10 protein-coding genes and 1 other annotated feature are annotated in these 13,878 nt (G+C 41.1%); all 10 genes read left to right on the forward strand.

The features are described from left to right. Positions 1-2,105: 2,105 nt before the first annotated feature. The 10 genes from IEW82_RS19530 to gltX all read left to right on the forward strand — a co-directional run bounded on the left by IEW82_RS19530 (position 2,106) and on the right by gltX (position 13,428). On the forward strand, positions 2,106-2,564 hold the full coding sequence (locus IEW82_RS19530) for a CtsR family transcriptional regulator (RefSeq protein ID WP_188699001.1): 459 nt from the start codon (positions 2,106-2,108) through the stop codon (positions 2,562-2,564). Positions 2,565-2,598: 34 nt separating this feature from the next. Next, positions 2,599-3,117, forward strand: coding sequence for a protein-arginine kinase activator protein McsA (gene mcsA / locus IEW82_RS19535; protein WP_188699002.1), 519 nt, complete (start codon positions 2,599-2,601; stop codon positions 3,115-3,117). After that, positions 3,117-4,202: a protein-arginine kinase McsB gene (mcsB, locus tag IEW82_RS19540; RefSeq protein ID WP_188699004.1), complete on the forward strand. Its 1,086-nt coding sequence runs from the start codon at positions 3,117-3,119 to the stop codon at positions 4,200-4,202. The genes mcsA and mcsB overlap by 1 nt, the downstream gene beginning before the upstream one ends. A gap of 14 nt (positions 4,203-4,216) precedes the next feature. Continuing rightward, positions 4,217-6,658: an ATP-dependent protease ATP-binding subunit ClpC gene (gene clpC, locus IEW82_RS19545; RefSeq protein ID WP_229672825.1), complete on the forward strand. Its 2,442-nt coding sequence runs from the start codon at positions 4,217-4,219 to the stop codon at positions 6,656-6,658. A 147-nt stretch (positions 6,659-6,805) separates the two neighbouring features. Then, positions 6,806-8,221 (forward strand): DNA repair protein RadA, encoded by a 1,416-nt coding sequence (radA, locus tag IEW82_RS19550; RefSeq protein ID WP_188699006.1) that lies wholly within the window; start codon positions 6,806-6,808, stop codon positions 8,219-8,221. Further along, positions 8,181-9,251, forward strand: a complete 1,071-nt coding sequence (gene disA, locus IEW82_RS19555) for a DNA integrity scanning diadenylate cyclase DisA (protein WP_188699007.1) — start codon at positions 8,181-8,183, stop codon at positions 9,249-9,251. The genes radA and disA overlap by 41 nt, the downstream gene beginning before the upstream one ends. Positions 9,252-9,549: 298 nt before the next feature. Continuing rightward, positions 9,550-10,641 (forward strand): PIN/TRAM domain-containing protein, encoded by a 1,092-nt coding sequence (locus tag IEW82_RS19560; protein ID WP_188699009.1) that lies wholly within the window; start codon positions 9,550-9,552, stop codon positions 10,639-10,641. A gap of 120 nt (positions 10,642-10,761) precedes the next feature. Then, entirely contained in the window at positions 10,762-11,448 is a 687-nt protein-coding gene (ispD, locus tag IEW82_RS19565) for a 2-C-methyl-D-erythritol 4-phosphate cytidylyltransferase (protein ID WP_188699011.1), read from the forward strand. A gap of 1 nt (position 11,449) precedes the next feature. Further along, on the forward strand, positions 11,450-11,917 hold the full coding sequence (ispF, locus tag IEW82_RS19570) for a 2-C-methyl-D-erythritol 2,4-cyclodiphosphate synthase (RefSeq protein WP_188699013.1): 468 nt from the start codon (positions 11,450-11,452) through the stop codon (positions 11,915-11,917). Positions 11,918-11,970: 53 nt separating this feature from the next. Then, positions 11,971-13,428 (forward strand): glutamate--tRNA ligase, encoded by a 1,458-nt coding sequence (gltX, locus tag IEW82_RS19575; RefSeq protein WP_188699015.1) that lies wholly within the window; start codon positions 11,971-11,973, stop codon positions 13,426-13,428. 15 nt (positions 13,429-13,443) lie between these two features. After that, positions 13,444-13,660: a binding site (T-box leader), on the forward strand. The last annotated feature ends 218 nt before the right edge of the window (positions 13,661-13,878 follow it).

Raw genomic sequence — 13,878 nt, forward strand, 5'->3', positions numbered from 1 at the left:
GCCGTTAAGCTCTTCTGCGCCGATGGTAATTGGGGGCTTCCCCCTGTGAGAGTAGGACGCTGCCGGGCACTAAAAAACACAGTCAGAAATGGCTGTGTTTTTTTTGATGATGTTGTTTTCCGTTCCAGACTACAGCAGTTTAAATGATAATTAAAATAACGAGGTTGTGTGTCTGAATAGGGGTTAAAGCGTAACAAGTGAAGAGGACAAGCAACATATGCCGTTTTTAAGATAACAAATGGTAAGGAAAGGTTAACAAAACAAAAAAACATCCAACTTAACAAATAGAGAACAAATCACAGGGANCCTACCCTCAAAATAAGAGGTATGACCATTTTAACAAAAGCCCCCCTCAAAATAACAAAAAACTTGTCCTGAATCTCTCTTTATTTTGTTTAAAGCGCTAGCTATGCAATGAATAAATTGCTCTTACATGTGACTTGGATGTATAAAGATAACGAAGAGATCTGTAGTTCAGAGAAGTGGGAAGTTAATAGGAAGGGCTGTAAAGGATGGGCGTCCGACTGTAATTAGGGGCTTCATCTTGTGAGTAGGGGAAACTGCCATCCAAATGGAAAACACAGTCAGAAATGGCTGTGTTTTTTTATAACGTTAGAATGTTTGACTTTTATCACCTGCTTAACGATAAGTCAAGTCGTCCTTAGTGGCAACTAAAAATCCCCTGTTCCTGCGCCTAGGCATGCTTCGGAGTAGGCTTCTTTGGTATAACTCAGCATCTACTCGTGAAGTCACGCTCACTCTTGTTGAAGCCACTGAAAAAAAGTTTCCTTTACTTATTTTTATTATGCACAAGGGAGGTTTGGGTACTCTTGCAATGGAAGGTACTCGCTTTCCACAGGGTGAGTGGAAAGCCTCCTCGCTCTGCCTGACCTCACCGATCTCCTACTTTCCGCAGGACTCTCCTATTACATCATGAGTCAGCAGAGATTCGGGAATATACGATTTTAGAGTGTTCTAAATCTCTCGCTCCTTACTCTCCAATTCACTTGACGTTGTAATGAAGTATCTTCCATACAGGATCTTACAAGGAATGGGCCTGTTTTTCCACTGATTTTTCTTATATTTTAAGAAACCACTATGGCTTCGCATGCGCGTCGCCACCATCTACCATGAAACTTTTGATAAGCGTGTATTTCCTCGTTTAGTATTGACAAGACGATATAGATTCTACTAGATGACATACGTTTGTTTTCATACAAAAGTATCATATTTGCAGTGGCTGATGGTGCTTTCCACTCTAGATCGCTGTAGTTTAAATGATAATTAAAAGTAATGAGGTCGTATTTCCGAATAGGAGCTAAAACGTAACAAATGACGGGTAACAAAGTAACATATGCTGTTTTTAAGATAATAAATGGTTGGTAGGGACATGTTAACAAAAGAGCAGGCTATTTTTACAAAAAACATTCAATTTAACAAATAGAGAACAAACTAGGGGGAGCAGTTTCTCAATCACAATTTGAACGTAACAAAAAAGGAGGACGAATTGAACAAAACCCGCCTCAAATTTTTTCATGAACAAAGCAGTAAAGGAATCAAGGGCACGGGACTCGAAGGCATGAAGTGGAGGCTGTGGAGATTTTCTCGTGTACACTGTTTAATCATTCATGGCCATACTCATTAGGTGTTTCTTGCAAGCAGGCTCTAGATTCTTTAAGCGTTAGCATAAACATATTTCACTCCAGAAATGGAAATTCTATAAGAAGTTAATCGTGCATAAAATAATGCAAAAAGCAGCGGGTTGATTGAGTCATTCATCCAGAGGTTGGGCTAGTCATTAGTCATTTTATTAAAAAGTCACCTGAAATTTTTCGTTTGTGGTTTAAGTTATCTTAAGATGGGGGAACATTCAATAATATAAATGATCTAACGAGGAAAATTGGGTAGCCAAAAGGGTGTTTCTTCTGATGAAATGGATGAAGGCTTAAGGGGTTTGATAAGTCTTACATTATAGACGAAAAAACTGTGAACAATGTCGTAAAAAAAGAATAATAATATAAGTGATAATACTTGGCATCAGCTTGTTATTTGTTTTATAATAATTGTCAAAGATAGTCAAAGTCAAAAACGGAGGGGGCGTGAGCATGAGAAATATCTCTGACATCATAGAAGAGCACATAAAAAAAATCATCGGAAATTATGGCGAAATCGAAATTAAGAGAAGTGAGCTTGCAGATAAATTTCAGTGCGTCCCATCTCAAATAAATTATGTTTTAAAAACACGTTTTTCAATAGAACGGGGCTATGTTGTTGAAAGTAAGCGGGGCGGAGGCGGATATATTCGGATCGTTAAAGTCACGCCGATTAACGAGATGGAACTTATTGATCAGATGGTTGAATTTATCGATGATCGGATTACGCAATCCAGGTCTCAAGCGATTATCATTCGACTTTTTGAAGAAGGGCTCATTACGAAACGGGAAGCCAAGTTAATGATGAGTGCTATTGATCGTTCTGTTCTTGATTTATCTATACCGCTTAGGGATGAGGTAAGAGCTAATATCTTAAGGGCGATGTTGCATGCTCTAAGATATAAAAAATAAGAAGAGAGTATTCCAAGGAAAGGAGCCTTGCTTTATGGAATGCCAAGAATGCCACATCAGACCAGCGACTTTGCACTTTACTAAAATCATTAATGGACACAAAACAGAAGTTCATTTATGTGAAGAATGTGCACGAGAAAAAGGAGAGATTATGGCGGGATCCAATGCGTTTTCCATACACAACTTATTATCAGGGCTACTTAATTTTGAACAGCCTATGGAAGCGAATGGTGGGAGCCATGAACATGATCCCTTACAATGTCCGAAGTGTGGCCTAACGTATAATGAATTCACGAGAATTGGAAAATTTGGTTGTGATGAGTGCTACAAAACCTTTGATGAAAAATTAAATCCCATTTTACGAAAAGTGCATAGTGGCAATACTGCACATATTGGAAAAATTCCTCGTCGGATGGGAAAAGATATTAGTGCTCGTAGGAAGATATTAGATCTTAAAGATCGCTTGCAGGAACTTGTTGAGAAAGAAGAGTTTGAGGAAGCAGCAAAAACGAGGGATCTCATTCGTGAATTAGAACGAGGGGGTGACCAATAATGTCTTTACAACATTTTATTAATCATGCTGTTAGTCCATGGATGCAGGCAGATGGGCCTGACGCAGATATTGTTTTAAGCAGTCGCATTCGCTTGGCACGTAATCTCAGTGAGTTTGCGTTTCCAGTCATAGCCTCAAAAGAACAAGCTCAAAAAGCCTTATATTTTATAAAAGAAAAGCTGGAGGATGAAAGCTATCACTCGCTCGGCACGTTCGAATGGTTGCAAATGAATGAACTGCAATCGATTGAAAAGCGCGTATTAGTCGAAAAGCATCTGATCAGTCCGAATTTGGATAAAGAATCAGGAGATAGCGCAGTTCTGATTAATGAAAGTGAATCGGTAAGCATCATGGTTAACGAAGAAGATCATCTAAGAATTCAATGCTTATTCCCTGGCTTTCAATTAAATGAAGCTCTCACTTTGGCTAATGGTATTGATGATTGGATTGAGAGTAAATTTGACTATGCTTTTGATGAAAAACGAGGATATTTAACAAGCTGTCCAACCAATGTTGGCACGGGGCTTCGGGCCTCTGTGATGGTCCACCTCCCTGCGCTAATGATAACCCAAAGAATGAATCGCATTGCACCAGCGATCAACCAATTCGGTTTAGTTGTCCGCGGTATTTATGGTGAGGGTAGCGAGGCACTCGGCAATGTTTTTCAAATTTCCAATCAGATTACGTTAGGTAAATCTGAAGAAGACATTGTTGAAGATCTAAGAGGGGTTGTCATGCAGCTGATTCAACAAGAAAAAGTTGCAAGGCGCGATCTTTTGAAGATGTCAAAGATTCAACTAGAAGATAGAATATATCGGTCTTATGGTGTCCTTGCACACAGCCGCATCATCCATTCGAAAGAGGCTGCGAAATGTTTATCTGATGTCCGTCTAGGTATCGACTTAGGTATTATTTCAGGGCTTCCAAGAACAATACTTAATGAATTAATGGTTTTAACTCAGCCAGGCTTTTTGCAACATTACTTTAAAGAATCTTTAACACCGGATGAGAGGGACGTACGCCGTGCGACTTTAATTCGGGAAAGAATACAATTAGAGCAGAACCAAGATGAACCAAGAGACTAAGGAGGTCGATGAGTATGATGTTTGGAAGATTTACTGAACGTGCACAAAAGGTATTAGCACTCGCTCAAGAAGAAGCAATGCGTTTAGGACATAACAATGTGGGAACAGAACACATTTTATTAGGGCTTGTTCGTGAGGGAGAAGGCATTGCTGCAAAAGCATTAAAAGCACTTAATCTCAATCCTGAAAAGATCCAAAAAGAGGTTGAAAGCTTAATTGGAAAAGGAAGCGATACGCAACAGCCTCCTCATTATACCCCAAGAGCCAAAAGGGTTATTGAGCTTTCTATGGATGAAGCCCGTAAAATTGGACATTCATATGTAGGAACAGAGCATATTTTATTAGGTCTTATCCGCGAAGGTGAAGGTGTAGCGGCTCGAGTCCTCAATAATTTAGGCGTCAGTTTGAATAAGGCAAGACAACAGGTTTTACAATTACTTGGTAGCCATGAATCCTCTACTTCACAGTCTGGACGTGGCGGTTCAGGCGCTAACACCCCAACTCTCGATAGCTTAGCGCGTGACCTTACTGCCCAAGCTAAGGAAGGTGGATTGGATCCGGTCATTGGCCGCAGCAAGGAAATTGAACGTGTCATCGAGGTTTTAAGTCGGAGAACGAAAAATAATCCTGTTCTTATTGGTGAACCAGGTGTTGGTAAAACAGCCATTGCGGAGGGATTAGCACAGCAAGTGGTCAATAATGAAGTTCCTGAGATTCTCCGTGATAAGCGTGTGATGACTTTGGATATGGGAACGGTGGTCGCTGGTACAAAGTATCGTGGTGAATTTGAAGATCGGTTAAAAAAAGTAATGGATGAAATTCGCCAAGCAGGCAATATTATTCTATTCATTGACGAACTGCACACTTTGATTGGCGCGGGTGGAGCAGAAGGGGCCATTGATGCTTCTAATATCCTTAAGCCATCACTTGCTCGTGGTGAGCTCCAATGCATTGGAGCCACAACATTGGATGAGTATCGGAAGTATATTGAGAAGGATGCAGCACTTGAGCGTCGATTCCAGCCTATTAAGGTTAATGAACCAACGGCTGATGAGTCCACTCAAATCCTAAAAGGTCTGCGCGATCGCTATGAAGCACATCACCGTGTGAAAATTACGGATGAAGCGATTGAAGCCGCTGTTCAATTGTCCGATCGTTATATTTCTGATCGCTTTTTACCTGATAAGGCCATTGATCTTATTGATGAAGCGGCTTCGAAGGTCCGCCTTAGATCTTATACTGCTCCACCAAATTTAAAAGAGCTTGAGCAAAAGCTAGAAGAGGTTAAAAAGGAAAAGGATGCAGCGGTTCAAAGTCAGGAGTTCGAAAAAGCTGCTTCATTGCGCGATTCAGAGCAAAAATTGAAGGAACAGCTTGACCAAACACAACAAGAATGGAAGCAGAAGCAAGGTCAAGAAAATACAGAGGTGACCCCTGAGGACATCGCCATTGTCGTAGGGAACTGGACAGGTATTCCTGTTTCCAAATTAGAAGAGGAAGAAAGCTCACGCTTACTGCGAATGGAGGACATTCTGCACAATCGTGTGATTGGGCAAGATGAGGCGGTAAAGGCGGTTTCCCAGGCGGTTCGCCGAGCACGTGCAGGACTAAAGGATCCAAAGCGTCCGATTGGATCGTTTATCTTCTTAGGGCCAACAGGTGTTGGTAAAACCGAGCTTGCTCGTGCTGTAGCAGAAACCTTATTCGGTGATGAGGATGCGATTATTCGCATTGATATGTCAGAGTACATGGAAAAGCATACGACGTCTCGACTTGTTGGTTCACCTCCCGGATATGTCGGTCATGATGAAGGGGGGCAACTGACAGAAAAGGTGCGTCAGAAGCCTTATTCGGTTATTTTGTTAGATGAAATTGAGAAAGCACATCCAGACGTATTTAATATCCTTTTACAAGTGTTGGATGATGGCCGTTTGACGGATTCAAAAGGACGTACGGTTGACTTCAGAAACACAGCGATTATTATGACATCTAATGTCGGTGCTGAAACCTTGAAGAAAAACAAACATGTTGGTTTTACCGTTGATGAAAGCTCAGGCTATAATGATATGAAATCAAAGGTGCTTGAAGAATTGAAGCGGACCTTCCGCCCAGAATTCTTGAACCGTATTGATGAAATCATTGTATTCCATGAATTAGCTAAGGAGCATTTGTCACAGATCGTTAAGCTGCTTGTTAATGAATTAAAAGCACGTATTGAGCAGCATGGTATTGCTGTTGATATCACTGAAGCGGCTATTAGCCAGATTGCCGACGAAGGATATGATCCCGAATATGGTGCGCGACCATTAAAACGGGCAATTCAACGGCGCATTGAAGATAAGCTTTCAGAAGAATTATTGAAAGGTAATGTTCAAAAAGGCGATCATGTCACCATTGATTATAAAGATAATCAATTTGTTGTATTAGATAACGAGAATGCACAGGTAGAATCATAAAAAAGACTTTCACCTGCTTAATGTATGCACTGATAGTGTGAGCGGAAGTTGAGAGGTCCATTTATATTAAAAGGATAAAAAGGCCAGGATTTCCTGGCCTTTCCTGCACTTATCGTTTTATTTTAAAGGTTTTAAGGAGTAGATGTCATGGCGAAGACAAAGACCGTTTTTTTCTGCCAAGAATGCGGCTATGAAAGCCCCAAGTGGATGGGAAAATGCCCAGGGTGTCAACAGTGGAATACCATGGTTGAGGAAAAGGTACATAAAACCGATCACCATAAAGGAAGCGTGCCAGTCAGTCGGACGAAGAATAAGCCGCTGCAAATCAATCAGATTGAGCGGTCAAGTGAGCGGAGAATCCAAACAAGGATGGCCGAGTTTAACCGTGTTCTAGGTGGTGGAGTTGTGCCAGGTTCCCTTATTTTAGTAGGTGGAGACCCTGGGATAGGTAAATCTACAATTTTGCTGCAAACCTCTGATCAGTTAGCTGCTGCTGGCGCTACCGTTCTCTATGTATCGGGTGAGGAATCTGTAAAACAGACAAAGATGAGAGCAGAACGACTAGGAATTCAATCGGACAATTTATATGTTCTTGCTGAAACGGATATACATGAAGTAGAGAGTCGTCTTGAGGACTTGAATCCTGATTTCCTCATCATTGATTCCATCCAAACAATTTTTAATCGTGAGATTGCTTCTGCACCAGGGAGTGTCTCACAGGTGAGGGAATGTACAGGTCTTTTGATGCGCATTGCCAAGACCAAGGGTATTGCAACATTTGTTATTGGTCATGTGACGAAGGATGGTGCCATTGCAGGGCCGCGTATGTTAGAGCACATGGTTGATGCAGTGCTTTATTTTGAAGGGGAACGCCATCATACCTATCGCATTCTGCGTGCTGTGAAAAACCGCTTTGGGTCAACAAATGAAATAGGAGTTTTTGAAATGAAAGAGATGGGATTAACAGAAGTGGTTAATCCTTCAGAAATCTTTCTTCAGGAACGAACAGAAGGTGCCGCCGGCTCAGCGGTGGTAGCCTCTTTAGAAGGAACGCGTACCGTGCTTGTTGAAATCCAGGCACTAGTGACACCAACAAGTTTTGGGAATCCGAGAAGGATGGCAACGGGTATTGATCATAATCGGATTTCATTGTTAATGGCTGTCTTAGAAAAGCGTGTGGGTCTACTCCTGCAAAATCATGATGCTTATGTCAATGTTGCAGGAGGTGTTCGCTTAGATGAACCGGCTATCGATCTTGCCGTTGCTCTAAGTATTGCATCCAGTTTTAGGGATCAACCCACGCCACCTACAGATGTTGTGATTGGAGAGGTGGGTTTAACGGGAGAGGTCCGTCGAGTGTCAAGGATTGAACAGCGTGTTATTGAGGCGCAAAAGATGGGCTTTACAAGAGCCGTTATTCCGCAGCAGAATATCAGCGGGTGGACGTTCCCAAAAGGGATTGAGGTTGTTGGCGTTGCCACGGTTAAAGAAGCGATGGAAACAGTGTTAGGAGGCACATCGCGTGAACCAACAAAAACGAGACATTATCAATCACATTCTTAATTATATTGCCCCAGGAACACGCTTACGCGAAGGTATAGATAATGTGTTGCGAGCCGGGACAGGTGGCCTGATTGTCATTGGGTTTGATGAAAAGGTTAAGGGACTTGTCGAGGGGGGCTTTTCTATCCATTGTCCTTTCACGCCGGCTAATCTATATGAACTAGCTAAAATGGACGGGGCGATTATACTTAGTGAAGATGTCAAACAAATTTTATATGCCAATACACAGCTGGTCCCTGAGTCTGGAATCCCATCATCTGAAACAGGCATACGTCATCGCACCGCTGAAAGGGTAGCCAAACAGACGGGGAAATTGATCATTTCTGTTTCACAACGGCGCAGTGTTGTCACTTTATATAAGGGGAATATCCGTTATTCTCTTAGAGATATTGGTGTGATTTTAACCAAGGCGAATCAAGCGATGCAAACTTTAGAAAAATATCGGTTATCCATGGATAAGGGACTGGTTAATCTCGGAGCGCTAGAGTTTGAAGAATTAGTGACATTTCAGGAAATCTGCCAAATCATTCATCGCATTTCAATGGTATTGAAGATTAGAGATGAAATCGCTCACTATGTTTACGAGCTCGGTACGGAAGGGCGTTTGATCGATATGCAGTTAAAGGAATTGGTCGCCAATGTTGAGGAAGAGGCATTGCTTCTTGTAAAGGATTACGCCCGTTCCATTGAAATTGATCCGAAACCTATTTTAGATGAATTACGTAATCTTAATAGTAACGATTTGTTAAACGAAAGTGTCGTCGCACGCATCTTCGGTTATCAGCCCAATGACAATTTAACGGAAAACATCATCTTTCCTAGAGGTTACAGGGTTTTAAGTCGTATTCCTAGATTGCCTCATTCTATTATGGATAATTTGATCAGCCATTTCAGCTCATTAGATCAAATTATGAAGGCCACTATAAAAGAGCTGGATGAGGTAGAAGGAATAGGGACGAAGCGTGCTCAAAATGTGAAAGAGGGCTTGGAGCGCATCCAGCGGCAGCTTTTTGTCGAAAGAGTCGTTTAATTGTTGACATTTGTTGGCGATTTATCGTATTCTTAATAGTTAATATTTACTATGGACAATTCGTTGTGATCGTTTAAAATTGAATAAAAAGTACCTTTTATGTCATTGTTTGAACCCGATAATTTTTCAGTTGAAGACGAAATTTAAAGAAGACCCTTTGCTTTGGGCTTAGAATATCTGAATGCATTTCAAGCCTATCAAGCTTATATTCTTTTTCTATAAAAATTTTGTGAAATTGGCGTTAATAAGTTTCAAATTTGGGAATCTGTCTATAATGATTAAAAGGAGGTGACAGAAAATGATGAAACGAATGATTCAATTATTTTTCATCATTATTGGTGGAACTTTAGGTTATGTTTATATACACAAATTACTTGAACTTTTAAATGTTGGAGAAAACTTGGATTGGCTCACCAGTCCTTATGTGGGTGCAGTGGTAGGAGCGGTTATTTTCTTCTTACTCACTCAATTGTTTGTAGACTCATTGGTTAATGCAATTAAGGTTTTTGAGGAGAAGGTCATTAAGGCACCTGTAACAGATGTTTTATTTGGAACGTTTGGGTTGGTTTTCGGACTTATAGTAGCGTTTCTTGTACAGGGGGCATTGAATAACTTTAATCTTGTTGCAATTAACACTGTAATCCCTATTTTTATCTATCTCTTTTTGGGATACTTCGGCTTTCAAATTGGTTTTAAAAAGAGAGATGAACTCATTAATCTATTTCCGATTTCGTCACGGAGTAAGGATAAGAAAAAGGATAACGATGATGAAGGGACCTTTAAGAAGCTTAAAATTCTAGATACAAGTGTCATTATTGATGGGCGGATTGCTGACATTTGTCAAACTGGTTTTTTGGAAGGGATCCTAGTCATTCCGAGATTCGTATTAGAAGAATTACAACACATTGCTGATTCATCCGACGTTTTGAAAAGAAACCGGGGACGGCGTGGTTTAGATATATTAAATAAAATTCAAAAAGAGCTTTCGATTAAAGTAGAGATTTACGAAGGGAATTTTGAAGATATCGCAGAAGTGGACAGTAAGCTTGTCCAACTAGCAAAGCTCGTCTCGGGTGTTGTTGTGACTAACGACTTTAATTTAAACAAAGTCTGTGAGCTTCAAGGTGTGGATGTCTTAAATATTAATGACCTTGCCAATGCAGTGAAGCCGATTGTCCTTCCGGGTGAGGAGCTTAAAGTTCAAGTGATTAAGGATGGTAAAGAGCATAACCAAGGGATTGGCTACTTAGATGATGGGACGATGATTGTTGTCGAAGATGGACGCACACAAATCGGCAAAACAATTGATGTCATTGTGACGAGTGTTCTACAAACCTCGGCAGGCCGAATGATTTTTGCTAAACCGAAACTTTTAGAGCAAGCTTTGTAGCTTTTTGTTAAAATAAATAGAGAAAATGATAAAGATGGGAGTCCTTTTCGAAGTGGCTGTCATCTTTTTATTCGACTAAAGAAACTAACATAGACCTTTAAAAAGATTGAGGGAAGAGATGTGGCTGAATATAGTGTTGTGATCCCTGCGGCTGGCAGTGGGACAAGGATGGGTGCAGAAGGTAACAAGCTCTTTTTACAGTTAAACGGCGAACCATTAATTACACATACTTTAAAATTATTTCAAGAGGACCCGTGGTGCTCGAGTGTGGTTTTGGCAGCTAAGCCAGAGGAGTTTGAGCAGTTTTATACTATTATTGAGGAAAAAAAATTAAATAAGGTACAGACGCTTATAGCTGGGGGGGCTGATCGCCAAGAAAGTGTGCATAATGGGTTAAAGGTCATAAAAGAAGAAACAGTCATCTTAATCCATGACGGTGCACGTCCGCTTGTGACTGAAGCGCTTATTCATCATGTAGTGGAACAAGCGGAACAAGCGGGTGCGGCGTTACTGGCAGTCCCATTGAAGGATACGATTAAAAGGGCATATAATAATAAAGTTGTAGAAACGGTGGATCGTGAGCAGCTTTGGGCGGCTCAAACGCCTCAAGGCTTCCGATTATCATTGATTCGCGAAGCCCATGATAAAGCGGATCGCTTAAATTATAAGGCTACGGATGATGCATCTTTGGTAGAATGGCTTGGTCAACCCGTGCGTATTGTCAAAAGCGATTACAGAAATATCAAAGTCACTACGCCAGAAGATTTGATCATTGCAGAACACTTTATGATAGGGAGAGAAAGCTAACGTGCGAATTGGACAAGGATTTGATGTACATGAATTTCAAGAAGGACGCCCATTAATTGTAGGTGGTGTGACGATCCCTCATACAAAAGGATTGGTAGGGCATTCTGACGCAGATGTTTTACTTCATGCGATCAGTGATGCGTTGTTAGGTGCGATTGGTGAAGGGGATATCGGACATCATTTTCCTGATACAGACCCAGCTTTTAAAGATGCTGATTCAAAGGAATTACTTAAGGCTGTTTGGGATTTGGTCCGTAAAAAGGGTTACCAGCTTGGTAATGTGGATGCGGTCATTATGGCACAACGCCCCAAAATGGCCCCATATATAGCGGATATGAGGCAAGTTGTTGCAACGCTATTGGAAGCGGAAATTCATCAGATTAATATTAAAGCAACAACCACAGAGAAATTAGGTTTTGTTGGTCGTGAAGAAGGTATTGCTGCCCAAGCTGTGTGTTTGATTGTCTAAGAGATACGCACGTGATAAAATGTATAAGATATTAGGAAGGTCGGTGGAATACATTGGATAAGAAAGTAAGAGTACGTTATGCGCCAAGTCCAACGGGACATTTACATATTGGGAACGCGCGAACGGCTCTATTTAACTATTTGTTTGCTCGTCATTTTAACGGAGACTTTATCATTCGTGTAGAAGATACGGATATCAAGAGAAACGTTGAAGGCGGCGAACAAAGCCAGCTTAAGTATTTGAAATGGCTCGGGCTTGATTGGGACGAAAGCGTTGATGTTGGTGGAGATTACGGTCCTTATAAACAAACTGAGCGTTTAGATATATATGAGAAATACTGGAAAGAATTACTGGATAGAAACCTTGCTTATAAATGTTACTGCACAGAGGAAGAGCTTGAAAAAAGCCGTGAAGAACAGTTAGCAAGAGGAGAGGCCCCTAAGTATTCCGGACGGTGTCGGCACCTTACGGAAGCTGAACAAAAGCAATTTGAAGCAGAAGGTCGGAAACCGAGCTTACGCTTCAGAGTCCCACAAGGAAAGGCCTATACCTTTAATGATATCGTGAAAGGTAATGTTTCTTTTGATTCGGATGGTATTGGTGACTTTGTCATCGTGAAAAAAAATGGCATACCCACGTATAATTTCGCAGTCGCTATTGATGATCATTTGATGGAGATTAGTCACGTTTTGCGTGGTGAAGAGCATATATCTAATACACCAAAGCAGATGATGATTTATGAAAGCTTTGGTTGGGAAGTCCCTGTATTTGCTCACATGACGTTGATTGTTGGTGAAAACCGTAAGAAGCTAAGCAAGCGTGATGAATCGGTCGTCCAATTTATGTCACAATATGATGAATTAGGCTACCTTCCTGAGGCGCTGTTTAACTTTATCACGCTATTAGGATGGTCTCCTAAAGGCGAGGAAGAATTATTTGATCGTGAGACCTTTATAAAGATATTTGATCCAGAGCGCTTGAGCACCTCGCCTGCTCTTTTTGATACGAAGAAATTGGCATGGGTGAACAATCAATATATTAAAAAAGCAAGCCTGGAGAGAGTTGTGGAGTTGGCGTTGCCCCATCTTATTAAGGCAGGAAAGCTTCCAAAGAATATGGATGCCAAGCAACGCGCTTGGGCAGAGGACTTAATTGCCCTTTATAAAGAGCAGCTCCAATATGGTGCGGAAATTGTTGAGTTGACAGAGTTGTTTTTTGTTAAGCAAATTAATTATAATGAAGAAGCGACCGACATTCTTAGTGGAGAACATGTTCCCGAGGTACTAGCCACCTTCCGCCAGTTATTATCGGAAGTAGAGGATTGGGAAGAGGCGACGATTAAGGCTAAGATTAAAGAAACCCAGAAAGCAACAGGACAGAAGGGGAAAAATCTCTTCATGCCTATCCGTGTAGCCACAACTGGCGTGACCCACGGACCAGAGTTGCCAAAATCCATTGCCCTTTTAGGGAAAGAAACGATTCTTGAGCGATTAGACAACGTTTTAAAATAAAACAATCAATCATATAGCATCACGTTGATGGGGAGAAGTAAAAGCGGGATTTTCTTTACAGAGAGAATTACAGGGCTGAGAGTAATTCAGGAATACCGTTTTGAAATGCACCTCTGAGTCTCTTATTGAAATCGCAGTAGGTAAGAGCGGTTTATCAGCCGTTATTTGATTAAAGCTGAGGATTGTTTTTAATCCTAAGCAGAGTGGAACCGCGTGAGCCAGCGTCTCTGTGTCTATGACATAGGAGACGCTTTTATTTTACTATCAGAATTTATAACTTCGCTGACGCTCATAAAGGAAGAGAGTATAAGTGTAACTTTGATTTCGCTATTAAAGGCTTTCTGGCAGTTAGTGTCAAGTAAAGTTCGCAAAAACCATCAGTACTCCGTCAAGGCTTATGCCGCTTGAAGTCGTTGTTCTTGTACCTGGCGGATGATCTTCGGGTGTATG

The sequence above is a fragment of the Pullulanibacillus camelliae genome, assembly GCF_014642655.1.
GTDB lineage: Bacteria > Bacillota > Bacilli > Bacillales > Sporolactobacillaceae > Pullulanibacillus > Pullulanibacillus camelliae.

Bases quoted from the DNA above. Each gene is read 5' to 3' on its own strand.
- clpC (WP_229672825.1), top strand. From the start codon at position 4,217: ATGATGTTTGGAAGATTTACTGAACGTGCACAAAAGGTATTAGCACTC.
- radA (WP_188699006.1), top strand. From the start codon at position 6,806: ATGGCGAAGACAAAGACCGTTTTTTTCTGCCAAGAATGCGGCTATGAA.
- IEW82_RS19530 (WP_188699001.1), top strand. From the start codon at position 2,106: ATGAGAAATATCTCTGACATCATAGAAGAGCACATAAAAAAAATCATC.
- IEW82_RS19560 (WP_188699009.1), top strand. From the start codon at position 9,550: ATGATGAAACGAATGATTCAATTATTTTTCATCATTATTGGTGGAACT.
- mcsA (WP_188699002.1), top strand. From the start codon at position 2,599: ATGGAATGCCAAGAATGCCACATCAGACCAGCGACTTTGCACTTTACT.
- mcsB (WP_188699004.1), top strand. From the start codon at position 3,117: ATGTCTTTACAACATTTTATTAATCATGCTGTTAGTCCATGGATGCAG.